Consider the following 26,891-nt stretch of genomic DNA (forward strand, 5'->3'; position numbering starts at 1 on the left):
TACTGTAGCCGGTAGTTACGGGGGTAGGCTTCGCTTGTCTCAACAGAGGTAACTGAACACCAGACAAGGGAGTGACAGCATGGACCGTCCCGCGATCGTGTTGCTGAGCGGCGGCCTGGACTCAACCACGGTGCTGGCCATCGCCAAGGACCAGGGGTTCACTCCCTATGCGCTCAGCTTCCGCTACGGTCAGCGCCACTCCATCGAGTTGGAGGCGGCGCAGCGGGTCGCCGAGGCGCAGGGGGTGGCCCGGCACGTCATCGCCGACATCGATCTGCGGGTCTTCGGTGGCTCCGCGCTGACGTCCGACATCGAGGTGCCCAAGCACGAGTCTCTTGAGGACACGGCAGCCACCGGGGTACCGATCACGTACGTGCCGGCCCGCAACACGATCTTCTTGTCGTTCGCGCTGGCCTTTGCCGAGACCGTCGGTGCCAGCGACATCTTCACCGGGGTCACGGCCGTGGACTACAGCGGCTATCCGGACTGCCGCCCGGAGTACATGGAGGCGTTTGCCACCATGGCCAATCTGGCCACGCGGGCGGGGGTTGAAGGCACCTCCAAGATCACGCTGCGCTCCCCCTTGATCGCGCTGTCCAAGGCTGACATCGTCCGCGAGGGCCTGCGCCTGGGTGTGGACTACTCCCTCACCTCCTCCTGCTACGACCCCGACGAAAAGGGGCGGGCCTGCGGCAAGTGCGAAACCTGCCTGCTGCGCCTGAAAGGCTTCGCGGAGGCCGGCGTGAAGGACCCGGTCCAGTACCAGAGCGTCTGAGCATGACCTATCTGATCAAGGAGATCTTCTACACGCTCCAGGGGGAAGGCAGTCACGCCGGGCGCCCGGCCGTCTTCTGCCGCTTCTCTCGCTGCAACCTGTGGACAGGGCGGGAGCGTGACCGCGCCCGCGCCATCTGCCAGTTCTGCGACACCGACTTTGTCGGCACCGATGGTGAAGGCGGTGGCCGCTTTCACACCGCCGACGACCTGGCCGATGCGGTAGAAGCCGCCTGGCCCACCACCGATCGCGCCCACCGGTTCGTGGTGTGCACCGGAGGAGAGCCCCTGCTGCAGTTGGACGAGAAGGCCATCGACGCCCTCCACGACCGCGGCTTTGAAGTTGCGGTGGAAACCAACGGCACTCGCCCGGCGCCTCGGGGTATCGACTGGCTGTGCGTGAGCCCGAAGATCGGCTCCACTGTGGTCCTCACCCACGGCGACGAACTCAAACTGGTCTATCCGCAGGCGGGCGGCGACCCCGCCCAGTTCGAGGGCCTCGACTTCCGCCACTTCAGACTGCAACCGCTGGATGACCCCCACCGCGATGCCCACACCCGTGCCGCCGTCGAGTACTGCATGAAGAACCCGCGCTGGACACTTTCTCTCCAGACGCACAAGTATCTGGGAATTCAGTAATGGAAATCTTTCGCGAGTTCACCTTCGAGGCAGCCCACCGCCTGCCGCGCGTGCCCGAGGGCCACAAGTGCGCCCGCCTTCACGGCCACTCCTACAAGGTCACCGTCCACGTCGAGGCACCCGTCGACGCGGACGCGGGTTGGGTGATGGACTTCGGAGACATCAAGCAGGCATTTCGTCCCATCGATGCACAACTCGACCATTACTACCTGAATGACATCGAAGGCTTGGAAAACCCCACCAGCGAGAACCTGGCCCGCTGGATCTGGGACCGGATGATCACCGAACTGCCCGCCCTGTCGGCGATCACTGTGCGCGAGACCTGCACCTCCGGCTGCACATACCGAGGCGAGTAGCAGCATGCACGACATCCAAAACGAGATCGACCCCCGCGGCATCGCCATCGACGAAGTAGGGATCAGCGGCCTGCGCTACCCCCTCACGTTCGACGACGGTCACACGCGCCAGCAAGGCATCGCCGACGTCAGCGTCACCGTCGGCCTGCAGGCCGACCGGCGCGGCACCCACATGAGCCGCATGATCGCCCTCGTCCACGAAGAGCTCGCCACCCTCGCTCCGCAGGAGCTGCCCATCGCCCTCAAACGCGGGCTCACCCTGCTGGACGCTCCCTCTTTGATCCTGACGCTGTCCCTGCCCATCGCCACGATGGTGGCCGCGCCCGCCAGTAAACGACAGTCGTGGCAGACCCACGACGTCACCATCACCGGCCGCATCACCCCGGACGGCTGCACCGTCACCACCGCGGTGACCACCGACGTGACGAGCCTGTGCCCGTGCTCCAAAGCCATCTCCGACTACGGCGCGCACAACCAGCGCAGTGAGATCACCCTGCAGGTCACCGGCACCGCCGACGGCCCCTATCCCCTGCCCGTCCACGAGATGGTCGATCTGCTGCGCGCTGCCGGCTCCGCCCCCGTCGTCCCCCTCATCAAGCGAGTCGACGAACGCGTCGTAACCATGCAGGCCTACGACCACCCCGTCTTCGTCGAAGACATCATCCGCGACATAAGCCTCACATGTCGCCAAAAGGGGATCGAGCACGCCGTTATGGCGAAAAACCTGGAAAGCATCCACAGTCACGACGCCATCGCGACCCTTCGCTACACCCCTGAGTAAATAACTGACCGGCCAGGAGTGGGCTGTTCTGTCCGCGCGCGCCACGCCTGGCCACCATCAGCACGGCGCTTGTCGGTGACGGCATCAACCTACGAGGCAGGCCGGCGACGGGAAGAGCGAACTGGCGCCCGCGGCACTGATGCGTCGCCGCTCAGCAGCCTCGTAGGGGACGTCACGAAGGCCCAGCAGCGCTGCCGCACGTTAACAGCGACGACCCGCATCCGCCGCGCCCCACGCGCCGACCTTCGGCACTTCAGACAGGAACTGACGCCTCCGGTTGTCAGTGCCGTGCGCTGTACTGTCTGCACGTTCGTTCCACCGCCCGTCCGGTCCGCCGCTGGAGCCGAGCGCAGTAATCCCCGCACCAAAGACAGAAAGTAGAACGTGAAGGTCCCCGCTCCCGCCGGCATCGCCACACTGATCGCCTACATCGCCACCATCCCGGCCGCCAACCTGGCCGTCACCCACTTCGGCGCCGTACCTGTTGGCCTGGGCTATGTGGCACCTGCCGGTGTCTACGTCGTGGGCCTAGCCCTCGTCCTGCGCGACCTCGCGCGTGAGGCAACAAGCCGAGGCGCCGTCGTCGCCGCCATAGCCATCGGCACTGTCCTGTCATACTTCCTGGCCGACCCCAGCCTCGCAATGGCCTCCGCTGCCGCCTTCGCTCTCGCAGAAAGCATGGACTTCGCCGTCTATGAGCCACTGCGCCAGCGAGGACTGCTCACAGCGATGCTCGCCTCAAACGCCGTCGGGCTCGTCGTCGACAGCCTTCTCTTCCTCAAACTCGCCTTCGACTCCCTTGACTACCTCCCGGGCCAGATCCTCGGCAAAACATGGATGACCCTCGCTGCCGTCGCCGCCCTGGCACTCCTACGCCGACGCAAGAGTGTTACCACCTAGGAGTCCCGGCGATCACGTGCGGAGCCAGATGATGTGGGCTGCTGCGGTGGCGGTGCCGAAAAAGGCGTGACCGGCTCGGCTGTCGGGCTTCCCCGCGATGATGCCGGATGCGCCGCAGCCACGGGGTAGGCATGACCAACGTCAGGAGGCCCAAGCGGCTCCGCGAAGTCTGCGACATCCCACTCGTACTCCTGAGCGGCGCTGAGTCGCTGTCCCTATGGCCGGGGCGCCGGCAGTCGTACGCAACCTGCTCGAGTTCCGCGCCCCGGTATCAGCGCAGGAGTTGGAGCAAACCGAGACCGACGGGGCAGGGGGTCGTGCTCGCGCATCGACTACCGCCGCAACCGCTGGCCGAACACGGCCAACCCCCACCTGTTGATCACGCAGACGGCCGTCGAGTTCGGCCCCGAAGGCAAACTCTGAGCCACCCGGGCTACCCGCAACCTCGCCGCCACCCTTGAAAGGCTCCGCGTCGAGCGCCAGATCGAAGAGGGTCTCACCCACGGCGCCGACCCACTGCACCTGGCGCTCGTCTTCGGTATCGATGAGAAGACCGCCATCCGCTACGCGGACTCGGCACGGGTGCTGCTGGAGAGCGCCGCTGAACAGCGCCTTCAATAAAATCCGATCGACCAGACACCCCACGAGGGAATCATGAGCGGGTGATGTCGATCGAATCAGCAGCCAGCGACCTGCAGGACCATGCCGCCCTCTGGAGCATGGGCGAAATCGACGCCGTCGATGTCGTCAGTGCCGCCTGTGACGCGCTCGTCGCCGGACTCGACAGCCCTGGACTTCGGGCCCTGGCTGCCTGCACACGCGCCGAGGCGGACTATGACGTACACGAATTGCTCCCAGAAGCGCTCCACGAACTCGGCCTCACCTTCTGTCCGTTCGCTAGTGATGCCGGCCAAGAAGTCGGCGTGCGAGCGCTCGCTCGCGCATGCTCGCCGGCGAGCTGACACCTCGGGAGTTCACCTTCCGGATTCACCAGCGTTACGGACATGAGCTGCCCCTGACTGAACGGCTCGCCGAACTCGATGACGAGTACGACACCCTCGAATACGGCGAAACAACAGCGGCACAGGTCGATGCGGAGGTCACGGCCGAAGCCCGCCACCTCGCAGCCCACCCCCGCGTTTCGACTGAACACACGGACACACCAGGCTGATACACGTGGGACGACCCGCAAGTTCCCGCTGAACAAGCTTCAGTTCCTCTGGATCCAAGGGCCTCCCAGCCCGGACTCCTATCTCCGTCTCCGGCCGAAAATTAGCAAGTCGTGTCGGAGGATGGCCCAAGCGTCCTGCCAGGAACACGTCTCCGGGCGCACTCAGGCACAGGGAACCCCGCTCTTCTTCGCACAGTGCTGGCACGCCAGGACGAACGCGATGACCACGCCCTGCGGGAACCGGCGGCCGCGTACGGCGTCTAATGCGGTTGAAGCCAGCAGATGACTCGCGGCCTTACGCGTGGATCTCCAGGTCACGGAACGACAGTTGGACCATCTCACGGTGCAACTGCGATGGCGTCCGAGGTGGACAAGACCACGGGCCCCGGGCCGAGGCAGCCCAGCGCGTCGCCTCGTCGGCGTAGGGCTGATTACAACGCAGCCGACCGCAGCAGGGACGCTGTGGGGCTGCAGCGCGAGCCAGGCCTCGGGCTTCGCTGTCGCAGGGGGCTATGCACAACGGCGTTACCCGCATCTCTGATCGCTTGCAAAGCAACAGTTCAGCCTCGTGGCGGGCGAGTTCGGCCAAGTCGCGGGTTTACTGCTCGTCCGGTTCACGAGCCGGGCGGTGCGCCGCTACACTGCGTGCGCAAGACACCAGGTAGGCGGCCGGGAGAGGCCTGTTCTCGAGGGGGCCATCACGTACCCGGGCCGACATGCCTTATCCCCGCTAAGTCGTCTGCGATGACTGGTAAGCCGGGGGATTCATGAGTTCTTTGAGTCGACGCATCGACCTTAGGCGGCAGGCTGTTTCGCTGCGGCTCGAGTACATGCGGCGCCGACGGTCCGCGCGGGATCCGCAGGCGCCTGCGGATCGGTTGCTGCGGGACGGGCTGGTGGTAGTTCCTGATTTCTTCGACTCGGCGCAGACGGCTGCAATGCGGGAAGCAATCCCCGCCCTCGAGGAATGTCAGCTCTCCCCCGAGGGGACTCTGACTCGCTTCTTCTCCGATGCGGCCCGTATAGGGGAACTGGGCGCCTTCTTCGCCTGTGATCTCGTCACCGACACCATGCGCATTGTTCTCGGGCCTACGGCGGTGATGCACCGCTCTACGGTGCAGTACCGGACCGTGAAAGGTCACACTGGCGCTTTCGAGCACTTCTTCCACATGGACACCTGGCGCCCGCGTTACAAAGCCTTCCTGTATCTCGTGGACGTGACGAACGACAACGGACCCTTCACCTACATCCCGCGAACACACTACGGAAGGTGGCGCGGGCGTTATGACCGTGACATCGCCCGGGTGTTCCAAGCCGGTGCGGACGGGTACATCCACGACGATGCGTCCGCCTACGTCGGCTGTCTGTGGCCGCACGAGCAGGCGGCTTTGTGTGCGCGTCTGCGCACCCGGCCCCGCACCGTCACGGGGAAGGCGGGAACGCTGATTCTGTTCGACGCCCGAGGTCTGCACTGCATCCGCCCGCTGGTGCGCACACCTCGGATCATCCTCTCCAGTTACTGGATCCGTCAGGGGCAGCACACATGAGTCGGACCGCGGCGGCCGGTTTCACTCTTGCCGGTGAACTCGACCTTGCAGTGCACAACTTCACACCGTCGGGGGCGGCGCGCGGGCGCTCGGTGTATCTGCAGGGGCAACTGCACGCCAACGAGAGCGCAGCGATGCTCGTGCTGCACGAGGTGGTGCGCGCTCTGCGGGCCAGGCCGCCGGCCAATCGGGTGCGTGTGGTGCCCAATGCCAATCCGGTCGGCTGGAGGCGCTATCTGGCTTCCGGTTCGACCGGCGACGGCCGGATCTCTGCGGGTGGTACGAACTGGAACCGTATGTTCGGCGATCCCCGACAGCAGGGCGGCAGCGCCGATGCGGTGCTGGCGTCGGCGCTGTGGGAGCTCTCGCACCCTTACGATGTGGTCATCGACGTGCACACCCCCGAGTTCGGCTGGCCTCATCTGTATGCGCCTTCCGCCGATCGTCGTCTGGTCACGCTGGACGACATTCCTCATGTGCTGTACGGCGCTCCGCAGTCGGGGCCTTTCGATGAAGCTCACTTGCGACTGCGGGCTGGCCAAGACAGTGCCGTGCATGTGGCGGTGACGCTGGAGATTCCCAGTCATGAGATTCCCACCGCCGCTTTGGTGGCTTCCTGGGCCGATCGGCTGCTCGATGAGATCGACGCCCAAGCCCGCCAGGCGCAAGCCCGTGGCATGCCGCAGCGCTGGGGCACCATGGCCGACGTGATTGCCCCGCTGTCGGGTGCCGTTACTCTGCACTGCCGTCCGGGGCAGCCGCTGGCTGCCGGGGCGCCAATCCTTTCGATCCACGGCCGCAAGGGCGAGAAAGAGACATTGCATGCGCCGTCGCACTGCATTCCGGTCTGCTTCCGCAGAGCCACAGTGATCGAAGCTGGATACTGGGCGTGCCGAATGATCGACTTGTATTCCGAACCTCCGAAGTGACCGGCCCAGAAATTGGAAAATGACATGCGTGCTGCGGTGGCGATCGAAAGCCTCAAGGACAATCCGTACTTCGCCGAGAGAGTCAAAGAGATCGCGGACGAGGTGACTTACCTGCCAGCGCGTCCCGACCACGACGAGTTGCGTGATCTTCTAGGTCAGTACGATCTGCTGGTGATCGGTGCGCGCGAGCGGATCACCGCGGGCATGCTGCGTGACGCGCCTGTGCGTACACGCATCGTGGGGACGCTCTCTGTAGGCACCGACCATCTGGACCTCCCTGCGCTTAAGGAGGCGGGCATCTATGTGGAGCGCTGTCCCACGGCCAATGTCAGGTCCGTCGCCGAGCATGCCCTCGCGCTTCTGTTCGCCCTGTCCAAGGAGCTGAAGTGGGGGGACCGGCTCGTCGCCGACGGCAAGTCACGCAGCGGCCTGCCGTCCCTGCCGTTCGAACTGAGCGGCAGGACGCTGGGGCTGATCGGCTACGGGAACATCGGCAGCACGCTGGGAACCCTTGCAGCCGCCCTGGGCATGCGGGTCGTCGCCACCAGTCGCACCCGGCAGGACGGCGGTGATGGGGAGGTCGCGTTCGGCACGCTCGAGCACATCCTGTCGGAGAGTCACCTGGTGTCGATCAGCGTCCCCCTGACGCAGGAGACCCGCGGCTTGGTCAACTCCACCACGCTGGCGTCGCTGCGCGCAGGGGCCATCCTGGTCAACACCTCACGGGCTGAGGTGGTGGACGAGCAGGCGGTGCGTGCCGCCCTGGACAGCGGGCGCCTGGCCGGATACGGCGGCGACTACGACCATGCGGACCCAGACCTCACCGAACGGCCCAACGTTCTTATCACCCCGCACGTGGCCGGGATCACGGTGGAGTCCAACGACCGCTTGGACAACGAACTCATCGACAGACTCGTGGCGCACCTGAAGGGGTAGTCATGCTCGCAGCGCTTCCGGTCAGCGACACGGCCAATGAGTGGATCGGGCTCATCGCGAACCTGATCGGCATCGGCGGCGTCTTCGTCTCCGTCGTCATCCTGCTGCGCGTGCAGCGGATCAGCACCGCTCGCAAGGATGAACGTGAACTGGTCTCCAAAGCCCTGCGGCTGCGGGATCTCAACTCCTCGCTGACCGCGGATGCGGAGACACTGGACGGAAGCGCTTCACCCCGCCAGCAGGAGCTGGTCAAATCCGACCTGCTCAAACTCAGTGCGGAACTGGAAGCCGCCACGCGCATACTTGTGCCCGGCACCACCGACGGCCCCGGGCTGACGGGCGCTCAGATGTACCGGGACGGCTACTGGACGGATGCGTTCGCCAGCGATGCCGTGAAACGCGTCAGCCGCCGCCTGTGCGTGGTGACCTGGCGCAACTCGCGTGTCCTCAATGTCGGGCTGCTGGAGGAGATCTTCCGCCAGCTCAGGAAGCACCCGCGGCTGGTCGTCGAGGTCTTCGCCGTCGCCTGTGATGCCAGCAACGAGACATACACGAGCATGTCGAAGATGCTCACCCTGGGCAGCCCGGATGTGATGCGCCGCGAGCAGCAGCACTACCGGGGCGTTCTGACCGACATCTGCCGCGACCGGATCGCTGAGGGCTCCCTGCAGCCGGACGTCGTGGACCGGTTCAGGTACTTCGAGACCCGCGTGGGCCCGGTCATGCACTGCATCGTGGCCGACGACGACGCCTACTTCGGGATCAACTTCTTCATGAACCCCGGCTCCGGCGCCACCGAGCTACTCAACCGCGCCTTCATCTCCTCCAACTGCCGCAGCGAGTTCGGCCGAAAGGTCCTCGAGCAGGTCGACATCATGCGCCAGATGGACACGACCAGCAGGTACGCCCTCAACTGAAAACGCCCCGGGAGCACACACCATGCACCTCGACCTGGTCTTCCCTCCCGCCCACGATCCAGCGATGCCGCACAGTGCGCTGCCGCTGCTCAAGGCGTACGTGGAACGCAACTCATCCCACACGGTCACCTGTCACGACGCCAACCAGCGCTTCTTTGCCGACGTGCTGCACGCCCCCTCAGGCGGCCAGTTGGCGGCCCACCGCGAGACGTACGCGCAGGCGAACGATGTCGTTCCCGCCGTGCTGGCCGCCCTGCGCTTCGACGCATGGATGAAAGGAGCCTTCGCCCGCTTCGGCACACGGCACGACGGGTACGGGCTCACGATGCGCGGCCTGCGCACCCCCTACGACCGCAGGGACCCGCAGTCCGTGCGCGCCTTCGCGACCGCCGCACACACGCCCTTCGACGCCCTTTACGAGGAACTGCTCGCACAGACCGGCCCGGTGGTGGGCATCAATCTGAGCGTGGAGGACCAGATACTTCCCGCCTTCCGGCTCGCCCATCTGATACGCCAGATCCAGGGCGAGAACTCCTGCATCATCTGGGGTGGATCCCTGCTGACCCGGCTGCGCCCCGTGATCGCCTCGGAACTCGGCGAGTTCTGGGACCACCTGGTCACCCGCGAGGGCGAGGCGCCGCTGCTGTCGCTGCTGCAGTGGCTGCAGGACGAGGCGCCTGTGCCAGCCAGCGAGGACCGGATCCTGTCCAAGCCGACACCCGCGCCCGAGCGGGCAGGCATCGTCAATCCCTACACCAGCCGCCAGGTGACACCCATCGAACACACCGGCAAGGCCGACTTCAGCGACTACCCGGTGCACGACTACTTCAGCCTCACCCCCATGCTGCCGGCGCTCGCCAGCCGCAAGTGCTACTGGGGAAAATGCGCCTTCTGCACCATCCACGAGTCCTGGGACCCCCAAGCCCGCCAGCGATCCGCGCAGAGCGTGGCCGACGACATCACCGACCTGTGCACCACCTTCGGCATCCGGCACTTCCGGTTCGTCGACGAGGCAATGCCACCCGACCTCCTCGATGCGCTGCTGCCCCTCATCGAACCTGAGCACATCGCCTTCGAGATCTACGCGATCGCCGAACGCCGCTTCACCGACACCGGCTTCGTGGCCCGGCTGGGGCGCTCCGGGTGCCGACAGGCTTACTTCGGGCTGGAGTCCGCCGACGAAGGCGCCCTGGTCGCCCTCGGCAAGAAGATCAACCAGCACCGCCACTACGGACGTATCTTCCAAAGCTGCGCCGCAGCCGGCATCCACGTCTACACCTACACCCTCTTCGGCTTCCCCGGCTCCTCCGACCTCGCCGAACAGCGCACAGTCGACTACCTCATCAACGAACCGGCCATCCACACGGCGACCATCTCCAGCTTCGTTGCCGTCACCGGCTCCCCCTTCGCCCTCGACAACGCCGAGCGCCTCACCCACAACCTGCGCATGACCGAGGACTTCGAAAGCGTCACGATCGGCCTGCACGGGCAGGACCTCGCCCTCAAAGCCAACAGCGCCGCCGCAGCAGCCGTCGGTGCAGTGTACGCGGCGCGACCCGACCTGGCCCTGTCGGCGATACTCAACGACGAGATGCGCTTCAGCCTCTCCGACCGCTTCGGCTCCGCCTTCGCTGCAGCAGCTGTCTCCTCAGGGCACCTGGACATCGACGCCATCACCCGGGAGGGCGACGAGACGATGAAACACGAACGCATCGCCCGCTCCCTCGACGTCTGAACGCCCCGCGCGCAGACGACCCTGGAACGCTGGCACCAGGTCCACGGCCTGCTCGAGTGCGCCCGCCGCCTGCAGTTGGCCCTGAACACCGTCAAACGCTACGCGCGAGCCGACCGGCCCGAGCGGATGCTCCGCGTCCCCAAGTACCGTGCCAGCCTCGTCGACCCCTACCGCGAGCACCTGCGCAAGCGCCGGGCCGAGGACCCCGCCGTCCCCGTCAAGCACCTCTTCGAAGAGATCAAGGCCCTCGGGTTCACCGGCTGCTTTAACCTCCTGCACAAGTACATCAACCAGGGCCGAATTGCGTGACTTGCAGGCCCAGGCCGATGCGAATGACCTGATCACCTGGGACCTCAGCGCCGACTCGACTGCGTGCCCACCAGCACGCCGCCGGGGCAAGGAAAAGGGGGATCTCCAGAAGGAGCCACCTGGTGGCGTCACCACAGAGCCGGACGATCACGGCCTCGGACGCACCCGGGGCGGGCTGACCACCAAGCTCCATCTCGCGGTCGAGCAGGGGCAGAAGCCCCTGTCCGTCGTAATCACCGCTGGTCAGCGCGGGGACTCGCTCCAGTTGGAACCGGTCTGGGAGAACATCCGGGTACCTCGCATCGGCCCGGGGCGCCCGCACAGGCGCCCGGACGAAGTCCGGGCGGACAAGGCCTACGGCTCCCGAAAGAACCGCGCCTACCTGCGCCGGTGCGGCATCCGCTGCACGATCCCCGAGAAGAAGGACCAGATCCGCAACCGCAAGAAGCTCGGCGCACGCGGCGGGCGACCGCCGAAGTTCGACAAGATCGACTATCGCGAACGCCACGCCGTGGAGTGTGGTATCAAACCGCCTCAAAAGGCACCGCGCGGCGGCCACGAGATACGACAAACTCGCCGTCCGCTACGAGGCGACCGTGCTGGTCGCAGCCATCAACGAGTGGCTGTGAAGCAGCACCTTCACGGAAACGAGAGCCACGATGACGACTACCTGTGGCCCAGCACGTTGACCACCCGGCCATTGGGGTCACGGACGAAGAACCGGCGCACTCCCCACTCCTCGTCCTGCAGCGGGTGCACGATCTCCGCGCCGCTGTCACGCATGATCGCGTAGGCCGCGTCCACATCGTCCACCTCGATGCTCATGTCGGGCGCGACCGGCGCAGTCTTGTCGCTGGTCATGACGCTGATCTGTGCCGCCGGGGTGGACGGAGAAGCCAGCGTCATGATCCAGCCGTGGTTCATGACCTCCTCAAGGCCCAGCAGGCCGTAGAAGTCCCTGCTCTCCCGCGCGGTATCGGACTGGATGTTGGGCACAACACGGCGAACGGCCATCGACGCCTCCAAGTGAGAGCAACCGGATCTCCGAGCCTCTACAGAAGTACTACGGCGCACCCGTCATGTCCTTCAGTCCGCCCGCCTCGGTGCCGAAGAAGCCACGGACCGCATCCACGACAAGTTCGGGCCCGGCCCGATCGGCCCCGCCGCCGCGTTTCACCGCGCCTCATGACACGTCGGCCGCTGCGGCGTATGAAGCCGGTCATTCGATTCGTGCGACGAAGGCGTTGGCTTCTTCCTACCCGGTTGCCAGTGGATGCCGCGGCCTCGTCGTCTTAGGGTCTGTGTAGCGAACGGTGGAACTCGGTCGGTTTTCTTCAGCGTCGTCCGGCGGTGAGCCGGCCGTCGAAGGTGATGTCGAATGCCTGGAGCGCGGCCTTCCAGCGCATGATCCAGCGCTTGCGTCCGGTGCCGGTCGGGTCCAGGCTCATGACGGCCAGGTAGACGCACTTGAGGGCGGCCTGGTCGGTGGGGAAGTGCCCCCGGGCCCGGACGGCCTTGCGGATCCGCGCGTTGATGCTCTCGATCGCGTTGGTGGTGCAGACGATCTTGCGGATCTCCACGTCGAACCGGAGGAAGGGCACGAACTCCGCCCAGGCCGCCTCCCAGAGCCGGACGATCGCCGGATACTTCCCGCCCCAGGCGTCGGTGAACTCCACGAACCGCTCCAGGGCGGCCTCCTCGGTCGGCGCAGTGTAGACGGGCCTGAGCGCCTTCGCGATCTTCTCCCAGTCCTGCCGGGCCGCGTAACGGAAGCTGTTCCTCAGCAGGTGAAGCCGTCAAGAAACAACCTGGTGGTTATCGGCGCCGACTGAGGTGAGCAGGTCGGCTGCGGTGGGGTGGCGGTGTCCGGCAGGGGCGATGTCGATGCGACGGTCGTCGAGGATCGGCAGGACGTCGCGGATCGCGTTCCACAGGGTGCTCTTGCAGACGCCGAATAGCTCGGCGAGAGCGTCGAGGCCGCAGACGCGGCGGCGGTAGAGGATCGTGGCGAGGATTCGGTCGCCGTCGGTGATCTTCTGCCGGAACACGCCGCCGCGGGTGCCCCGACGCCGGTTGCCGCCGCGCTGGCGGTGACGGCGTTCTTCGATCGCGGCGGCATAGGGCACGATCAGCTCTTCGAGCAGGGCATGCAGTGCCTCGCGGGACATGCCGGTCAGCGTCGGGTCTGTCAGCGCATGGCGGGTCGGTGTCGCGGGAGCGTGCTCGGCCGGGCCGCTGCCGGTGACCCAGGCGCGGAGATCCTCGGCGCGGGTGAAGTAGCGCACGACGGTGGGCGTGATGCTGATTTTCCGTTCGTCCAGCAGCTTCCGGGTGGCCTTGATGCCGAGGCCGATGGTGACTGGGTTCATCCCGAGCAGGTCGCCCAGCACCTTCTGCGGGCAGACCTGCCGCAGGTAGATGACAGTGAGTAGGACTTCGTCCGCATCTGACAGCAGGGATCGGCTGCGGCCGGTGGTGGCGACGCGTCGTCCTTTGCGGAGCACGTAACGGTGTTGTTCGGCCGCTGCCGCCTGATGCGAAGCCAACTTGGCCTGCAGCGCGTCCAGTTCGACTGTGCTCATGCCGGTCAGATGGGGGTCGGCGAGCATCTGCAGGGCTTGCGCGCGGGCCTTTGCCCGTTCGTCGGCGCGCGGTGCGGGGGCGGTGGTGCCGGTCGGGGCGATGCTGTAGTTCCACCGGCCGTGCTGGTCATGCGCGGTGATCGGCAGGGCCTGGATCTGCTCACGGCTGACGGCGATGCCGGTCGGGTAGGAGCCCTCGTCGAGAGCGGCCTCGACACGCAGTCCGCTCCGGGTCGTGGTCGCGGCGATCGTATTGAGAACGACCTCGTGGCTGGTCAGGGGACGTCCGCGCCAGTTCATAGTGATGTGGGAGAACAGCCGGTGCTCGATCTTGTTCCATTTCGACGTACCCGGGGGAAAGTGACAGACCGTCACTGTCAGGCCGGCGTCGGCGGCGAATGCGGCCAGTTCGGCTTTCCATACCCGGTAGCGATAGCTGTTGGAGCCTCCGGCGTCTGCGGTGATCAGCAGCCGGGATGCTGCGGGGTAGTCGTACTGGCCGCGCGCCTGCCACCAGCGTCGGATCGACGAGGCGGCGAATGTGGCGGTGTTGTGGTCGGTGCCGACGTTCACCCAGCCGGTGTTCGCGGCCATGTCGTAGATCCCGTACGGGATGACGGACTCCACGTGCGGGCCGGCGAAGAAGCTGTGGTCCTCGACTTCGACAGGCTGTCCGGCCGGCCGCCATTCCTGTCCGGGCATCGGCAGCTGCCCGATCTGTTCCTTCTTCTTCGCGTCCACGCTGATCACCGGCTCGCCCGCGGTCTGGTGTTCCTTGACCTGCTCGTTGATATAGCGGAACTGCGCGTCCCGGTCCGGGTGTTGATCGCCTTCCAGGGTCTTGGCGGTGCCCTGCAGGCTGAATCCGTGCTCCTTGAGCAGCCGGCCCACCGTGGGCGCGGTCACCCGGTGCCCTTGCCGGGACAGCTCCGCGGCCAGGTGCCGCAGCGACTTCGTCGTCCAGCGCAACGGCGACATCGGATCACCGCGCTCGTCCGGTTCGACCAGGGCCATCAGCGCCGGAACCAGCTCAGGGTCGATCGCCTCGGCCCGCATCCGCCCGCCGCCAGGGCGCCGGACACGTCCTTCGGGCAGCGGATCGACTCCGGCCTCGAGTTCGAACACACCCTTGCGGACGGTCGTCTCGCTGACCTCGGCTATCCGCGCAACCACACCGACGCCTCCATGCCCGAGCAGCCGGGCCTCGGTCGCCAGCGCCAGACGCCGTTGACGCTCGTTTAGGTGTGGGAGCAGAACGTCGAACCGTCGCGCCAACTGGCTGCGGACCTCGTCGGATATGCGCATGCCACATCAACGAGTTCGTCTCCGCGAAGCAACGCGTTATTCCTTGACGGCTTCAGGTGAACGACGCAGGTCTGGACGATCGTCGCAGGCCAGATGGTGTTCACGGCGTCCGGGAGGCCGGTCAGGCCGTCACAGACCAGCATCAGGACATCGGCCGCGCCGCGATTCTTGATCTCGGTCAGGACCTGAAGCCAGTACTTTGCGCCTTCACCGCCGTCGCCGATCCACAGGCCCAGGATGTCCCGGTGCCCCTCGGCGGTGACCGCCACTCCCATGTAGACAGGCCGGTTGGCGACGTGCCCGTCCCTGACCTTCACGTTTACGCAGTCGATGAAGACGACGGGGTAGACGCTGTCCAGCGGACGGTTCTGCCATTCCGTCATGCCGGCCATCACGCTGTCGGTGATCGTGGAGATCGTGGACTTGGAGATCTCCGCGCCGTACACCTCGGCGAGATGTGCGGAGATCTCCCCATGCGTCAGCCCTTTTGCCGACAGCGACAAGACCATCTCGTCCACCCCGCCCAGACGCCGCTGACGCTTCCTGACCAGCTGCGGCTCGAACGACCCGGCCCGGTCCCGGGGCACCGCGATCTCGACCGGCCCCGACTCGGTGATCACCGTCTTGGACCGGTGCCCGTTGCGGTAGTTCTCCCGGCCGCCCTCGGCCCGCTCGCCGGGCTCGTGCCCCAGATGATCAGTGAGCTCGCCCTCCAGGGCGGACTCCAGCACCCGCTTGGTCAGCTGCTGCAGCAGGCCGCCCTCCCCGGTGAGTTTCACTCCACCGGCCTGGGCCCGGGCCACGAGCTCGGCGACGAGCCCGTCATCCACGGTGCCCGTCGCGCCCACAGCGGCCTCCCCGGCCTCGATGTCACTCGTCACGTCAGTCATCAACTGTCGCTTCCAGCTCGGGAGTTCACCGCTCACCGTACAGACTCTCGTCTTACGGATCAGGCATACGGGTCGTGGATGGTGTGGCGTTGTTGCGCAGCGGCTAGGACGTCCTGAGGGAACTTCGGGCCGGCAATGTAGTAGCGGCCTTTGGTCTGGCCGACGGGGGCGAGGAGTTCGGCTTTGGTGAGAGCCTGGATGTCTCGTGTGGCCTGCTGGGTGTTGAGGGCTTCGGCTTTCTCGTAGCGGGAGCGGCGTACGCGTCCGGCTATGGCTACTTCGTGCAAGGCGGTGATCTGGCGTTCGCTGATGCCGAGGCGGGCGGCGTGGTCCTCGAGCCGGAGCCAGCAGTCGTTGGAGCGGTGCACACGGTGCTGCACACGTTGGGCCTGCTCGTGGTAGGCGCGGAGGTTGAAGGTGATCCAGGGGCCGGTGTCGCGCTGGGGTGAATAGTGGGGTCCGCCGACTTCGCGCAGCACCTTGTAGTAGTCCCAGGTGTGGCCGGGCATTCCCAGCCATTCCTCGATGGAGGAGAACTCCGGTGCGAGGATCTGCTGGCGTGCGATCACCAGGGTCTGCAGGGAACGGGACATGCGCCCGTTGCCGTCGACCCATGGATGGATTTTGACGAGGTTCAGGTGGGCCATGGCCGCGCGGACGAGTGCGTCACTGTCTGGGTCGCCGTGGTTGAGCCAGTCGATCAGCTCGGCCATCAGGGCGGGCACCTGGTCTTCGTGGGGGCCTTCGTACTCGGTGGCGTGGGGGTCGCCGGCGGCTGTGATGTAGATGGGTTTGCGGCGCCACTGGCCGGCCGGGCGCATCGGGGTGTGACGGTGGCCTTGCAGCATCCAGTGCAGGGCGTTGAGCAGGCCCTTGCTGTAGGTGAAGTCCTCCACGTCGTACAGCGACTGGATGTAGGTCATCATCTGCTGGTAGGCCAGTGTCTCGGCCTTGTCTTCCTCGCTGGCGGCGACGTTGTCGCGTTCGCCGTCCATCAGGTCGGCCACGTCCACCGCGTCCACGCGGAAGCCCTCGATCGTGTTGGACCCAGCGATCGCCGACGCGGTCAGGAAGCGGCGCAGATCGGCTGTCCATTTGATCGGGGCCTGCTGCACGGCGTCACGGAGACTTTCGCGCAGGCGCCCGATCTCTTCAAGGACGCGGCGGTCGTCTTCGGTGAGCTGAGGAGTCGAGTACAGCATGGCAGAATGATACCTCTTACCTATCATCCAGGGCGCTGCGTTCACGGTGTGCCTGTCATCGACCGTCCGCCGCAGGCGCGGGAGGACCCCGAGCCGCCTGGTAGTCGGTGCCGGTTGTCTGCCCGGCGTGCGCAGCAGACGCCGCGTTCGACGCAAGCCTTCGATGCGTATCTGCGCATCCGGACATTGCCTGGCCGGACGGTTCCCGGCCGGGCCCGAGCGTCGTCTGTGCCGCAGCATCAGGCGCGGGCGCAGCAGGTCGTCACAGGGCCATAGGGCACCTCCAGCTCCGGCCACCCGGCGGCGTTCCGGATGGATGCGCAATCGCGGCTGCGCAACGAGTCCGTCAAGTCCTGCGCAGTCGGGATGTGCAGCCGCGGACACCAGCACCACCACCCCCAGCCACGTGATCGGCAGCCTCGCAAACCAGCTCACGCCCCAGGCCGCCGAAGCCCGCCAGAGCGTTCTCACCCAGAACGGCTGTGCGACCTCTACGACAAGCAGGGTCTGGAACCCACGCACATCGCCCGGCTGGCGTCCTGCAGCCCCGACACCGTCCGCGCCCGGCAGATCCACGACAAAGTCCCGCTCCAGCCGCGGCCCGACCCTCTGCCACCGCGCCCCGACATCACCCGCGCATGGCTCCACAGCGAGTACGTCGGAAAGCGTCGCACCATCCATGGCCGAACTCTCCCGCGAACGCGGCGTCGGCCACTACCACCTCACCACCCTGACCAGAGGATGGGATCTCCCCATCCAGCACCGATCACCGCTACAACGCCATCGGCCACCTCGCCCTGACCTGGACTCCCTCCCCGGCCATGCCGACCGTGACCTCATCCCCCACCGCACTCGACCGGCTGCGAACCATCGTCCAGGTCCCCGGCCACCCCAGCATCGCCGCCGCAGCCCGAGCCATCTACGACGACCGCGACGACGCCCTCCAACACGAAGATCGAGAAGATCGCCGGGTTCCGCATCATCGACCGCTCCGCCAACCCCCTCGCCCCCACTCCACGCGGACACGACTTCCTCGGCGAAGCCACTGAAGTCCTCCACATCGCCGACCAGACCCGTCCGAAATCCCAATGCCCCCTGGAACAGGGGCGCCGAGAGAGGGAAACCTGACTGGTTTCGCTGCATGACGCACGCGCAGTCTGGATCATGGGGGGTGTGGAGGATTGGTCCGACTGCCTCGATCGCGATGAGTTGCGCATCCGTCTCGATGTGGCGCTGGAGGAGAACGCAGAGCTACACGAAGAGATCGCCCGGGCTGAGAGCTGACAACGCCCAACTACGCAGCCTCCTGGGCCGAGACATCCAGACCCTACCTATCGGCATGCCGCCTGTTTCCGAGCCCGTCCCAGCGCTGCCACCAGCCGGGGCCGGCGGGCTGCCCTATGCGGACGCCTCCTCCAGCGCCGAGGCGAAGATCGCCCTGTTCAAGACCCTGTTCGCAGGCCGCGAGGACGTCTACGCCAAGCGGTGGGTCAGCGCCAAGTCCGGCAGGACCGGGTGGAGCCCGGCCGAGGACAACCCGTTCGACAAGAACAAGGCCGATAAGGACCGGGTGTTCTGGCCGCTGACCGACGAGGCCGTCTACCACCACCTGGACCCGACCCGGCAGGGCCGCAGCGAGCTGCACATCGGGCTGTACCCGCTGCTGGCCGACGACACCTGCCGCCTGCTGGCGTGCGACTTCGACGGCAAGGACGGCAGCGACTGGCGCGCCGACGCCACCGCCTACATCGCAGCCTGCCACGAGGCGGGCGTCCCCGCATCTCGGGGGAACCTCACCCGGTCCGGGAAGGGCGCGCATGTGTGGACGTTCTTCACCGCACCCGTCGCGGCGGCCACCGCCCGCGCCCTGGGATTGGCGCTGCTGCGCCGGGCGATCGACGCCCGCGGGCAGATGGCGCTGTCCAGCTACGACCGGCTCTTCCCCGCCCAGGACTTCCTGCCGACCAAGGCCAGGGGCAGCTTCCGGTTCGGCAGCCTGATCGCGCTGCCGCTGCACGGCCCCTCCCGCGCCAAGGGCACCACCGTCTTCGTGGGCCCCGACACCTGGCAGCCCTACCCCGACCAGTTCGCCCACCTGTCCCACACCGAGCGGCTGTCTCCGGCCGATGTCGAGGCGTTGGTTGACAAGCTCGGCCCGGTCAAGGCCGGTCCGTCCCCGACCATCCCTCAGTTGGGTGTCCGGCCTCGCCGCAAGGCCCTGGGCAAGGCGCCCGCGCGCGTGAAGGCCCGGCTCTCGGCGATGCTTTCGATCTCCACGGCCGGGCTGCCGCCGCAGCTGCTGGCCGCTCTCAAGCACGCGGCGTCGTTCCACAACCCGGAGTTCTACCGCAAGCAGAACCAGCGGTTCTCGACCTTCAACACTCCGCGCCTCATCTGCTGTTTCGACGCCTCCGACCCCGACTGGCTGGGGCTGCCCCGGGGCCTGGTGGATGAGGCCAAGGGGCTCATCGCGGCCGCCGGCGGCACCCTCACCATCGCCAGCGACCTGCCCGAACACGCCCCGATCGCTGCCCAGTTCACCGGAGCGCTCACCCCCACCCAGCAGCAGGCCGTGGACGCGATGGCCAAGCACCCGGCGGGCACGCTGGTCGCGCCGCCCGGTTCCGGCAAGACCGTGATGGCCTGTGCCCTCATCGCCCGCCACCGGATCCCGACCGCCGTGATCGTGAACCGGGCGGAGCTGCTGGCCCAGTGGAAGGACCGGCTGGCCGCATTCCTGGATCTCGCAGACGGCCACGTCGGCACGCTCGGCGGGGGCAAGGACCGCCGCGGCCACTCCGTCGACCTGATCATGCTGCAGACGCTGTCTCACCGCGACGCCCCCGACGGCCTGCTCAACGGGTACGGGCTGGTCATCGTGGACGAGTGCCACGCCGTCGGCGCACCCGGTGCCGAAGCGGCGATCCGCCGTGCGAAGGCCTGGCGCTTCATCGGGCTGTCCGCCACCCCCTACCGGGCGGACCAGATGGACCCAGTGATCACCATGCAGTGCGGCCCGATCCGCCACGAAATCGACGACACCAGCGCCTTCGACAAGCACCTCATCGTGCACACCACCACCTTCACCACCGACGAACCGGGCACCGACGGCGCCTCCATCCAGGCCATCTACAACGAACTCGCCCACCACGACGCCCGCAACCAGCTGATCGCCGCGGACATCGCCAACGCCACCCGGCGCGGCCGATGCAGCCTGGCGCTGACCAACCGCGTCGAACACCTCCAACAGCTCACCCAAGCCCTCACCCCGCACAACATCACCCCGCTCGTCCTGCACGGCGGCATGCCGCCGGCCGAGCGCGCCCGGATCCGTGCCGCCCTGGCCGAGGACGACGGGCCTCTGGTGCTCCTGGCGATCGACAAACTCGCCGGCGAGGGCTTCGACGCACCGCGCCTCGACACCCTCTTCCTCACCAGCCCCATCTCGTTCAAGGGGCGAGTGATCCAACAGGTCGGCCGGATCATGCGCAACACCGAAGACCGCAAATCCCACGTCGAAGCCCACGACTACCTCGACGCCGACGTCCCCCTGCTGGAGCGCATGCACCACAAGCGCCGCCGCATCCTCCAACGCCGCGGATTCACAACGACCGCCGCCAAGAATCTCCCGCCCGCACCACCCCGCGCCCTCGTCCCCGCCGCCCGTCAGCCACGCCCTTCGGCCGTGGCGCCGAGCGTGGCGGAGGTACGGGCCTGGGCCCGCGAACAGGACATGGACGTCCCACCACGTGGCAGGCTCCGTGCAGAAATCTGGGAAGCCTGGCACGCCGCCCACCCCGCCACGAACGAGCAAGGGCACCGCGCACAGTAGGTAACGCGTCGGTGCCCCGTCCAGGCTGCCCTGGACGGGGCACCCACTCCCGTACCACAGGGCAGGAAAACCTTCGACCCCCCGGCTTCCAGCCCAGCAGGCGGACCCCGCGGCTGCCTCCCCCGGCCCCCACGAGCACACCAGCCGACCTCTACACCGCCAGAGAACCCCGGTCAGCGAAACCGACGATCGCCAAGACCACAGATACCTCACTCGCTGTCATCGACTCCGCCAAGGAGAAACCGCCGAATGCTCATCACCCACCGACACCCCCGCTGCTCACCAAGCCCGGATCCCCGTGTTTCCCCCGGGAGTTACTGCTCAAGAAGTCGCGGACCCTACAGCGCAAGATTCTGTAAGAGGGCGTATTGCGCATCGACGGGCGTTTCCGCGCTGCCCGACTGCTGCAACCTGTGCGTGGTGGAGCCAACACCCTCCACAGGTCGCCCGTGCCCGGTCGGAACCAATGCGACACCCCCTCGGGTTGAATGCGGTCGCCGGGCGGATCCGCCGTCGCCGCCAAAGCCGGTCCAGCCGCCGCCGACGGGCGGAAACAGAGCGGTGACCTGCTCAGGAGGGTGCTGACGCTGCACTGGTCCCTGCCACCTCTCGAAGAGGGCGATGCCATTCGGGAGGAGCGGGCCACTGGCCGTGCAGGACACTGGAGGAAGGCGATGACGGGAGCGGGTGTGTGGTCGCCGCGCGGTGTTCGATGGCGGGCATTGCTGGTGGTGTCCGCGATCTTGGTGCTGCTCGGGTACGGCATCGGTGGGTACATGCTGCTGGGATCCTCGCCCTCCTCTGCCGTGTACCTGACAGTAATGACGCTTACCACCGAAGGGTCGTCGGCAGCTGATCGGCTCTCCACGGGCGGCAAGCTGTTCACCGCATCACTGGCTGTACTCGGCGTGGCGGTGTTCGTGGCTGCTCTGGGAGTGGTGGGTACCGCGCTGGTGGAGGGCAGGTTCGGTCCGCACGGAAGGATGCTACGCATGCAGTACCGGATCGACACACTCCGTGATCATTTCGTCATCTGTGCGTACGGACGAGTGGGGCAGGCCGTGGCGCGCGAGTTCGAAGCCGACGGGATCCCCTTCGTGGTGATCGACAGCAAAGCGGAGTTGGAGGAGGTGATGCAGCGCGACAAGGTCGCCTACCTGATCGACAACGCCTCCTCCGAGCAGGTGCTGCGAAGGGCGGGGATCGACCGGGCCCGCGGGCTGGTGTGTGCGGTCGACTCGGACGCCGAGAACGTATACATCGCCCTCACCGCTCGCGCACTCAACCCGGCGATCGCCATCGTCTCCCGCGCCTCCGAACCCGCCTCCGTCGACCGACTCGCCCGCGCCGGGGCCAGTAGCGTGGTGTCCCCGTACGTCACCAGCGGCAGGAGGATGGCACTGCTCGCCGTGCGGCCGCACATCGTTGACTTCCTGGAGTTCAGCCGGCCTGGTACCTCGGACTGCCGGCTGGAAGAGATCCGCATCGCAGCCGACTCCCACCTGCTGGGCCGCCCCCTGCGGCAAGCATGCAAGGGGGTGCTGCCGCTGCTGGTGCGGCGCGCGGACGGCACGCTGCTTCCCCACCCCGACCCGGACAGCGCCCTTCACCCGGGAGACACCTTGATTGTCTTCGGCGACCTGACGGCTCTACGTCCTATCGAGGAATGAGCGGGGTCCGGCAGCCTGGCCCGTGAGCACCTTGACCGGCGTGCAGTCCGCCGCGCCTTACAAAAGCGTGTTGCAGAAGGCTGCGATCAGGCAGCCTGCTGCACTGTTGGCGTATCTGGTCATGCGGTGAGGGCGAGGTTGTGCATGCGGGCGACGGCCTGGACAGCGTGGTGAGGCCGTCGCCGTGTTGCCTGCAGCCGCGGAGGATCTTGTAGTTCTTCATCCGGCCGATCACGTGCTCGACGCGAGCGCGGGCCTTTCGGTGGGCGGCGTTGTCCTTCTTCCTCGCCCTTCGCCAGGGCACGTCCGGGCCGTTTGCGGTGCGGCACGATCAGCCCGGTGTTGATGTAGGCGCCGTCGCGGAGCACGGTGACGCCCTGGCAGTGCTCGGCCAGGCCTGAGTCCCGCCAGGCCTTCGCACCCGCGGTGGTGCCCGGCACCGGGCGGGCGGCAGCCACCACCAGGCGCGTGTCCGCGTGCGCGCGCATCACGGGGCGCCACCGGTGCACGGGCCCTCACGACCGTTCCCGTGCCGGCGGCTAAGAGCTCGCGCAGATTGGTGGGTGGGGCACCCGGGCAGTGAGGCGAGCACAGGTGTCCCTGATCATGGAGTTGCGACGCTCTGTGAGCGCTGGGGAGACCTGTGCCCGTTCTTCCAGCAAGCTGACCGACCCGCGGATCAATTCGCGGCGCTGCTGCCCGAGCTTCCCGCGGTCGATCCGGCCCAGCCGCTGGTGAGCGCCGTAGGGTTAGCGGCCGATCTTGTCGAGCTCGGCGAGATCGTCGTCGGACAGCGGGAGTTCCGCGCCGACGGCGTTCTCGCGCAGGTGTGCCACCGATGAGGTGCCGGGGATCAGCAGGATGTTCGGCGACCGCTGCAGGAGCCAGGCGAGGGCGACCGACATGGGCGTCGCGTCCAACCGGGTGGCTACGGCCGTGAGTGCCGAGGACTGCAGCGTGCTGAAGCCGCCGAGGGGGAAGAAGGGCACGTAGGCGATGCCCTGCTCTGCGAGCTCGTCGATCAGGTCGTCGTCGTGGCGGTGGGCGAGGTTGTACATGTTCTGCACGCACACGATCGGCGCGATCGAGCGTGCCTCGGCGACCTGTTTCGCCGTCGCGTTGCTCACGCCGAGGTGCCGGATGAGGCCCTGCCGCTGGAGGTCGACGAGCGCCCCGAACGCCTCCGCGAGCGAACCGGGCACGGGGCCCTGGGCGTCGCCGAGCCGGAGGTTGACCACGTCCAGCGTGTCGAGGCCGAGGTTCTCCAGGTTCTCGGTGACGGCCCGGCGCAGCTCTTCAGGCTTGCGTGCCGGGGGCCAGCCTCCCTCCTCGTCGCGGGTCGCCCCGACCTTGGTCACGATGTGCAGCGAGTCGGAGTACGGGTGCAGCGCTTCGCGGATCAGCTGGTTGGTGATGTGTGGCCCGTAGGCGTCGGCGGTGTCGATGTGGGTGATGCCGAGGCCGACGGCCTCGCGGAGAACGGCGAGTGCGCCCTCGCGGTCGGCAGGCGGACCCATGACCCAGGGGCCGGCGAGCTGCATGGCGCCGTAGCCGAACCGGGCGACGGTCAGGTCGCCCAGGGTCCAAGTGCCGCCGGGAAGCGAGGCGGAGGGGGTGCCCATGGTGTGCCTTTCGTGTTAAAGCCAGGGGATGGTGCCTGACGGCGCCTTGGACCACTATTGGTGCGTAGCTTCTTGTCGGGAAGTAGGCACTTCGAAGTGCGTAAGGCACCCACGGGTGAGAGGAATGGTCCATGGCGACGATGACGGCAGCCCAGCAAAGGGCACAGGCCAAGGTGGAGTACGACGCCTTCGTGGCGGCCTGCCCCAGCCGCAAGCTGCTCGACCGGATCTCGGACAAGTGGGTCACGCTGATCCTGGCCGCGCTCGGCAGCGACAGCGCGCATCAGCCCGGCGCCGACTGCGCCGGCGGGCCCCGGGTGATGCGCTACTCAGAGCTGCAGCGCCTGCTGGCCGGCGTCAGCCAGAAGATGCTCACCCAGACGCTGCGCTCCCTGGAGCGCGACGGCCTGGTGTCCCGCACTGTGGTGCCGACCGTGCCGGTCACGGTCTCCTACGAGCTGACCGATCTCGGCCTGTCGCTGTACGAGATGATGCGGGGCCTCAAGGCCTGGGCCGAGACGCACATGGACGATGTGCTTGCCAACCGCGAGACCTACGACACCCGCGTCGCCTGAACCACACCAGGGTTGCTCATCAGCGCCGAACGGTCTGCGCGTAAGAGGCCGGGCAGATGGACGGGGCTCAAGGACGTCGCTTGGGGCGGTCGTCCCAGCGGTGGGTGGTCCAGGCTCGGCGGATCAGGCTACGAACGGTGATGATCGTGTCTGCGAGGTCGAAGAAGGCGTTGGCGACGGTCGCACGACGCTCGTAGCAGCGGGCAAGGCGGTGGAAGGTGTTCTGCCAGGCGTGGGTGCGCTCGACGTGCCACCGCTCGCTGGCCTGGATCGGCGCCTTCTCGCCCTTGTGCGCGATGCGGCCGTGCAGGTTGCGGGCTGCGAGTTCGGTGCGGGTCTTGTCCGAGTCGTAGCCGGCGTCCAGTTGCACGGTGATGTCGTCGGGCAGCGGTCCCAGGTGCTCCAGCAAGTCCAGGGTCGGGGCGAGCAGTGGGGAGTCGTGGCGGTTCGCTCCGGTGAGGACCCTGCCGAGCGGGATGCCGTAACCATCGGTCATGCCCGAGCGTTTGAGGCGTTGCTTGCCACGGTCGACCGGTGAGCGCCCGGCGACCTCGCCGCCGTCGGGGGCCTTGGTGATGGAGCCGTCGATGGCGATCTGGTCGAGCACGAGTCCGACGCTCCGGTCGTAGGACTCCAGCGCGATCTGCTTGAGCCGGGCGAAGACGCCGAGGGAAATCCACTGACTTGAGTGAGCCCCAGCACGGCACGGCTGCGGCGCAGGGCACAGGCCAACTGGCCCACGGCGCTGTCGGTGTCCGGCACCTTCTTGAGGCGCCGAACCTTCCGAACGGTACTCATGGCGCGGTGTCAGATCGGAGTGGCCCGCACCTCAACCAACGTCCCGGCCCGGCGCCGGCGGCGCCGGGCCCGGCCGACCAGGTGGACACGGCATCGGCAACGGAAGCGTGCTGGTTGTGCGTCAGGTGCGCAACGCACCGTCCGCCGGGGCCGGCGTGCGGCCAACCTGCGGGCATGAACAAGTTGATCGAGCTGATGAACAGCTCGCTCGTATCCGGGGCGGTCATCGCCGTTCTGGCATCATGGCTGACCAGCCGCGCCCGCACCCGCCAAGAGCAGCAGGCCGAGATCGGTGCCCTGCGAGTGCATGCGGATGCGATGACGGTGGCGGTGACGGAACTCCAGGGCGCTGCCGCCGCCAACCGGCTGCTGTGGGAGGGGCCGGCCGAGCGCGGCCGCACGTTCCTGCTGACCGTGCTCGCCTTCGCCGGCGGCGCCGCCCGCGCCCGGATCGCCGGTGGCACCGCCGTGCAGAGCGGGCTCCTGGGGTTCGGGCGCGCGGCCGAGCTGCTGAGCCAGGAGCGGGTGGCGAGCAAGCAGACCGCTGCCGCCGTGCGGGAGCCGCTCACCCGGGCCGCCACCGCCGCCGCCCCGCTCATGCGCTGCTCCGACCCGGCCGTCGTCACTGCCACCGAGCAGCTGCTGAACGCCCTGCCGGACGTGGAGGACACCGCGCGTCTGGAGGCCGCCCTGGCAGCGTTCGGCCGAGCCATCAACGCCGCCACCGCGCCGCGGCTGTCCTGGTGGGTACGTCGCCGCGCCGCGCGCACGACCCGACGGGCGGCCCTTCCGTAGGGTGCGAAACGCCGCGTCCCCGGCAGCTTCGATGCCGGGGAGGCGGCGCTTGTGCGGGAGCTGGCCTAGAGCTCGATCTGGATCTGCTCGATGTCGGTGAACTCCACGCCCAGGCCGTGCGCGCGGGTGTTGTTGGCGCGGAAGTACATCCGGGCGAGGCCGTCGGCGGCGATCTGCTGGAGCTGCTGCTCGGTGGCTCCCTGCTCCCGCGCGGTGAACAGTTAGTCGGCGTACTCGGGCGGCAGCGCCTGGGTGATGTCGCGGATCCGGGCGTCGTCGGTGGTGCCCGGCGCCGCGGTGAACCCGAACCCCGCGCGGGTGGAGACGACCAGGCCGCCGGTGGAGGCCGCCTTCTTCCTCGCCTTCGCCCTCACCTGCGGCAGCCACGGCTTCTTGACCTCACGCTCTATGCGGCCGCGCAGGTCCTGGCGGGGCCACTTGAGCTTGCCCGAGACGTACCGCTCCACCGTGCGCTGGGAGATCCCGAGCGCCTGCGCGGTGGCCTTGGTGCCCTTGAGCTGCTTGACCAGGTACTTCACCTGCGCCTGGGCGCTCTGCGGGATGCGGCGGGTGAACGCCCCCTCCAGCGCGCGGTCCAGGCTGTCCCCGAGCGAATCGACCATGGC

Annotated in this window: 20 protein-coding genes and 7 pseudogenes; 18 read left to right on the forward strand and 9 right to left on the reverse strand. The window is 67.4% G+C overall.

What is annotated here, in order from left to right:
* Window positions 1-79 precede the first annotated feature (79 nt).
* The 14 genes and pseudogenes from queC to OIE49_RS00380 all read left to right on the forward strand — a co-directional run.
* Window positions 80-775, forward strand: coding sequence for a 7-cyano-7-deazaguanine synthase QueC (queC, locus tag OIE49_RS00315; RefSeq protein ID WP_326800528.1), 696 nt, complete (start codon window positions 80-82; stop codon window positions 773-775).
* 2 nt (window positions 776-777) lie between these two features.
* Window positions 778-1,413 carry a 7-carboxy-7-deazaguanine synthase gene (gene queE / locus OIE49_RS00320; RefSeq protein ID WP_326800529.1) on the forward strand — a complete coding sequence of 212 codons (636 nt, stop codon included), beginning with the start codon at window positions 778-780 and terminating at the stop codon, window positions 1,411-1,413.
* Complete coding sequence (gene queD, locus OIE49_RS00325; protein ID WP_326800530.1) at window positions 1,413-1,769, forward strand: 6-carboxytetrahydropterin synthase QueD; 357 nt, start codon at window positions 1,413-1,415, stop codon at window positions 1,767-1,769. The genes queE and queD overlap by 1 nt, the downstream gene beginning before the upstream one ends.
* A 4-nt stretch (window positions 1,770-1,773) precedes the next feature.
* Window positions 1,774-2,550, forward strand: a complete 777-nt coding sequence (locus tag OIE49_RS00330; RefSeq protein WP_326800531.1) for a GTP cyclohydrolase I FolE2 — start codon at window positions 1,774-1,776, stop codon at window positions 2,548-2,550.
* A 384-nt stretch (window positions 2,551-2,934) separates the two neighbouring features.
* Window positions 2,935-3,450, forward strand: coding sequence for a VUT family protein (locus OIE49_RS00335; protein ID WP_326800532.1), 516 nt, complete (start codon window positions 2,935-2,937; stop codon window positions 3,448-3,450).
* Between the two features lie 665 nt (window positions 3,451-4,115).
* Complete coding sequence (locus OIE49_RS00340; protein ID WP_326800533.1) at window positions 4,116-4,412, forward strand: hypothetical protein; 297 nt, start codon at window positions 4,116-4,118, stop codon at window positions 4,410-4,412.
* Window positions 4,394-4,621: a hypothetical protein gene (locus OIE49_RS00345; protein ID WP_326800534.1), complete on the forward strand. Its 228-nt coding sequence runs from the start codon at window positions 4,394-4,396 to the stop codon at window positions 4,619-4,621. Before OIE49_RS00340 ends, OIE49_RS00345 begins: the two co-directional genes overlap by 19 nt.
* 767 nt (window positions 4,622-5,388) lie before the next feature.
* A complete protein-coding gene (locus OIE49_RS00350) occupies window positions 5,389-6,168 on the forward strand; it encodes a phytanoyl-CoA dioxygenase family protein (protein WP_326800535.1) in 780 nt (259 codons plus the stop codon).
* Window positions 6,165-7,097 (forward strand): succinylglutamate desuccinylase/aspartoacylase domain-containing protein, encoded by a 933-nt coding sequence (locus OIE49_RS00355; protein WP_326800536.1) that lies wholly within the window; start codon window positions 6,165-6,167, stop codon window positions 7,095-7,097. The genes OIE49_RS00350 and OIE49_RS00355 overlap by 4 nt, the downstream gene beginning before the upstream one ends.
* Before the next feature lie 24 nt (window positions 7,098-7,121).
* Entirely contained in the window at window positions 7,122-8,033 is a 912-nt protein-coding gene (locus OIE49_RS00360) for a 2-hydroxyacid dehydrogenase (RefSeq protein ID WP_326800537.1), read from the forward strand.
* A 2-nt stretch (window positions 8,034-8,035) separates the two neighbouring features.
* Window positions 8,036-8,950 (forward strand): hypothetical protein, encoded by a 915-nt coding sequence (locus OIE49_RS00365; RefSeq protein ID WP_326800538.1) that lies wholly within the window; start codon window positions 8,036-8,038, stop codon window positions 8,948-8,950.
* Window positions 8,951-9,014: 64 nt separating this feature from the next.
* Window positions 9,015-10,685, forward strand: coding sequence for a B12-binding domain-containing radical SAM protein (locus OIE49_RS00370; protein ID WP_326800539.1), 1,671 nt, complete (start codon window positions 9,015-9,017; stop codon window positions 10,683-10,685).
* A 3-nt stretch (window positions 10,686-10,688) separates the two neighbouring features.
* Window positions 10,689-10,985, forward strand: a pseudogene (locus OIE49_RS00375) (ISL3 family transposase); the annotation flags it as partial.
* Window positions 10,986-10,995: 10 nt separating this feature from the next.
* Window positions 10,996-11,460 (forward strand): annotated as a pseudogene (locus OIE49_RS00380) (transposase); the annotation flags it as partial.
* Window positions 11,461-11,660: 200 nt separating this feature from the next.
* Here OIE49_RS00380 and OIE49_RS00385 read toward each other — a convergent pair.
* The 5 genes and pseudogenes from OIE49_RS00385 to OIE49_RS00405 form a co-directional block, all read right to left on the reverse strand.
* Window positions 11,661-12,008, reverse strand: a complete 348-nt coding sequence (locus tag OIE49_RS00385) for a VOC family protein (RefSeq protein ID WP_225080885.1) — start codon at window positions 12,006-12,008, stop codon at window positions 11,661-11,663.
* Window positions 12,009-12,328: 320 nt separating this feature from the next.
* Window positions 12,329-12,787 (reverse strand): annotated as a pseudogene (locus tag OIE49_RS00390) (transposase); the annotation flags it as partial.
* 3 nt (window positions 12,788-12,790) lie between these two features.
* A complete protein-coding gene (locus OIE49_RS00395; protein ID WP_326800540.1) occupies window positions 12,791-14,881 on the reverse strand; it encodes an ISAzo13 family transposase in 2,091 nt (696 codons plus the stop codon).
* Window positions 14,882-14,934: 53 nt separating this feature from the next.
* Window positions 14,935-15,750 (reverse strand): annotated as a pseudogene (locus OIE49_RS00400) (IS256 family transposase); the annotation flags it as partial.
* Between the two features lie 80 nt (window positions 15,751-15,830).
* Window positions 15,831-16,973, reverse strand: a complete 1,143-nt coding sequence (locus OIE49_RS00405; protein WP_326800541.1) for a Fic family protein — start codon at window positions 16,971-16,973, stop codon at window positions 15,831-15,833.
* A 1,339-nt stretch (window positions 16,974-18,312) separates the two neighbouring features.
* Here OIE49_RS00405 and OIE49_RS00410 point away from each other — a divergent pair.
* Together OIE49_RS00410 and OIE49_RS00415 are read left to right on the forward strand one after the other, a co-directional pair.
* On the forward strand, window positions 18,313-20,805 hold the full coding sequence (locus OIE49_RS00410) for a TOTE conflict system archaeo-eukaryotic primase domain-containing protein (RefSeq protein WP_326800542.1): 2,493 nt from the start codon (window positions 18,313-18,315) through the stop codon (window positions 20,803-20,805).
* A gap of 578 nt (window positions 20,806-21,383) precedes the next feature.
* Window positions 21,384-22,475: a potassium channel family protein gene (locus OIE49_RS00415; protein WP_326800543.1), complete on the forward strand. Its 1,092-nt coding sequence runs from the start codon at window positions 21,384-21,386 to the stop codon at window positions 22,473-22,475.
* Between the two features lie 119 nt (window positions 22,476-22,594).
* Here OIE49_RS00415 and OIE49_RS00420 read toward each other — a convergent pair.
* Both OIE49_RS00420 and OIE49_RS00425 read right to left on the reverse strand, forming a co-directional pair.
* Window positions 22,595-22,951, reverse strand: a pseudogene (locus OIE49_RS00420) (transposase family protein); the annotation flags it as partial.
* A gap of 273 nt (window positions 22,952-23,224) precedes the next feature.
* Window positions 23,225-24,097: an aldo/keto reductase family oxidoreductase gene (locus OIE49_RS00425; protein WP_326800544.1), complete on the reverse strand. Its 873-nt coding sequence runs from the start codon at window positions 24,095-24,097 to the stop codon at window positions 23,225-23,227.
* Between the two features lie 131 nt (window positions 24,098-24,228).
* Between OIE49_RS00425 and OIE49_RS00430 the strand changes: the two genes are divergently transcribed.
* Complete coding sequence (locus tag OIE49_RS00430; protein WP_306092228.1) at window positions 24,229-24,672, forward strand: winged helix-turn-helix transcriptional regulator; 444 nt, start codon at window positions 24,229-24,231, stop codon at window positions 24,670-24,672.
* Window positions 24,673-24,739: 67 nt separating this feature from the next.
* Here the strand turns inward: OIE49_RS00430 and OIE49_RS00435 are convergent.
* A pseudogene (locus tag OIE49_RS00435) lies at window positions 24,740-25,354 on the reverse strand (IS5 family transposase); the annotation flags it as partial.
* A 290-nt stretch (window positions 25,355-25,644) separates the two neighbouring features.
* On the opposite strand from OIE49_RS00435, the gene OIE49_RS00440 reads away from it, so the two are divergent.
* Window positions 25,645-26,265: a hypothetical protein gene (locus OIE49_RS00440; protein ID WP_326800545.1), complete on the forward strand. Its 621-nt coding sequence runs from the start codon at window positions 25,645-25,647 to the stop codon at window positions 26,263-26,265.
* Window positions 26,266-26,330: 65 nt separating this feature from the next.
* On the opposite strand, the pseudogene tpg reads toward OIE49_RS00440, so the two are convergent.
* A pseudogene (gene tpg / locus OIE49_RS00445) lies at window positions 26,331-26,888 on the reverse strand (telomere-protecting terminal protein Tpg).
* Window positions 26,889-26,891: the final 3 nt, after the last annotated feature.

Origin of the sequence: Streptomyces sp. NBC_01788, assembly GCF_035917575.1 — a bacterium.
Classification (GTDB): Bacteria; Actinomycetota; Actinomycetes; order Streptomycetales; family Streptomycetaceae; genus Streptomyces.

Coding starts and splice junctions, on each gene's coding strand:
- OIE49_RS00355 (WP_326800536.1), top strand. CDS start 6,165: ATGAGTCGGACCGCGGCGGCCGGTTTCACTCTTGCCGGTGAACTCGAC.
- OIE49_RS00330 (WP_326800531.1), top strand. CDS start 1,774: ATGCACGACATCCAAAACGAGATCGACCCCCGCGGCATCGCCATCGAC.
- OIE49_RS00340 (WP_326800533.1), top strand. CDS start 4,116: ATGTCGATCGAATCAGCAGCCAGCGACCTGCAGGACCATGCCGCCCTC.
- OIE49_RS00370 (WP_326800539.1), top strand. CDS start 9,015: ATGCCGCACAGTGCGCTGCCGCTGCTCAAGGCGTACGTGGAACGCAAC.
- OIE49_RS00350 (WP_326800535.1), top strand. CDS start 5,389: ATGAGTTCTTTGAGTCGACGCATCGACCTTAGGCGGCAGGCTGTTTCG.
- OIE49_RS00385 (WP_225080885.1), bottom strand. CDS start 12,008: ATGGCCGTTCGCCGTGTTGTGCCCAACATCCAGTCCGATACCGCGCGG.
- OIE49_RS00360 (WP_326800537.1), top strand. CDS start 7,122: ATGCGTGCTGCGGTGGCGATCGAAAGCCTCAAGGACAATCCGTACTTC.
- OIE49_RS00410 (WP_326800542.1), top strand. CDS start 18,313: ATGCCGCCTGTTTCCGAGCCCGTCCCAGCGCTGCCACCAGCCGGGGCC.
- OIE49_RS00425 (WP_326800544.1), bottom strand. CDS start 24,097: ATGGGCACCCCCTCCGCCTCGCTTCCCGGCGGCACTTGGACCCTGGGC.
- OIE49_RS00430 (WP_306092228.1), top strand. CDS start 24,229: ATGGCGACGATGACGGCAGCCCAGCAAAGGGCACAGGCCAAGGTGGAG.
- queC (WP_326800528.1), top strand. CDS start 80: ATGGACCGTCCCGCGATCGTGTTGCTGAGCGGCGGCCTGGACTCAACC.
- OIE49_RS00440 (WP_326800545.1), top strand. CDS start 25,645: ATGAACAAGTTGATCGAGCTGATGAACAGCTCGCTCGTATCCGGGGCG.
- OIE49_RS00405 (WP_326800541.1), bottom strand. CDS start 16,973: ATGCTGTACTCGACTCCTCAGCTCACCGAAGACGACCGCCGCGTCCTT.
- queD (WP_326800530.1), top strand. CDS start 1,413: ATGGAAATCTTTCGCGAGTTCACCTTCGAGGCAGCCCACCGCCTGCCG.
- OIE49_RS00395 (WP_326800540.1), bottom strand. CDS start 14,881: ATGCGCATATCCGACGAGGTCCGCAGCCAGTTGGCGCGACGGTTCGAC.
- queE (WP_326800529.1), top strand. CDS start 778: ATGACCTATCTGATCAAGGAGATCTTCTACACGCTCCAGGGGGAAGGC.
- OIE49_RS00365 (WP_326800538.1), top strand. CDS start 8,036: ATGCTCGCAGCGCTTCCGGTCAGCGACACGGCCAATGAGTGGATCGGG.
- OIE49_RS00345 (WP_326800534.1), top strand. CDS start 4,394: ATGCTCGCCGGCGAGCTGACACCTCGGGAGTTCACCTTCCGGATTCAC.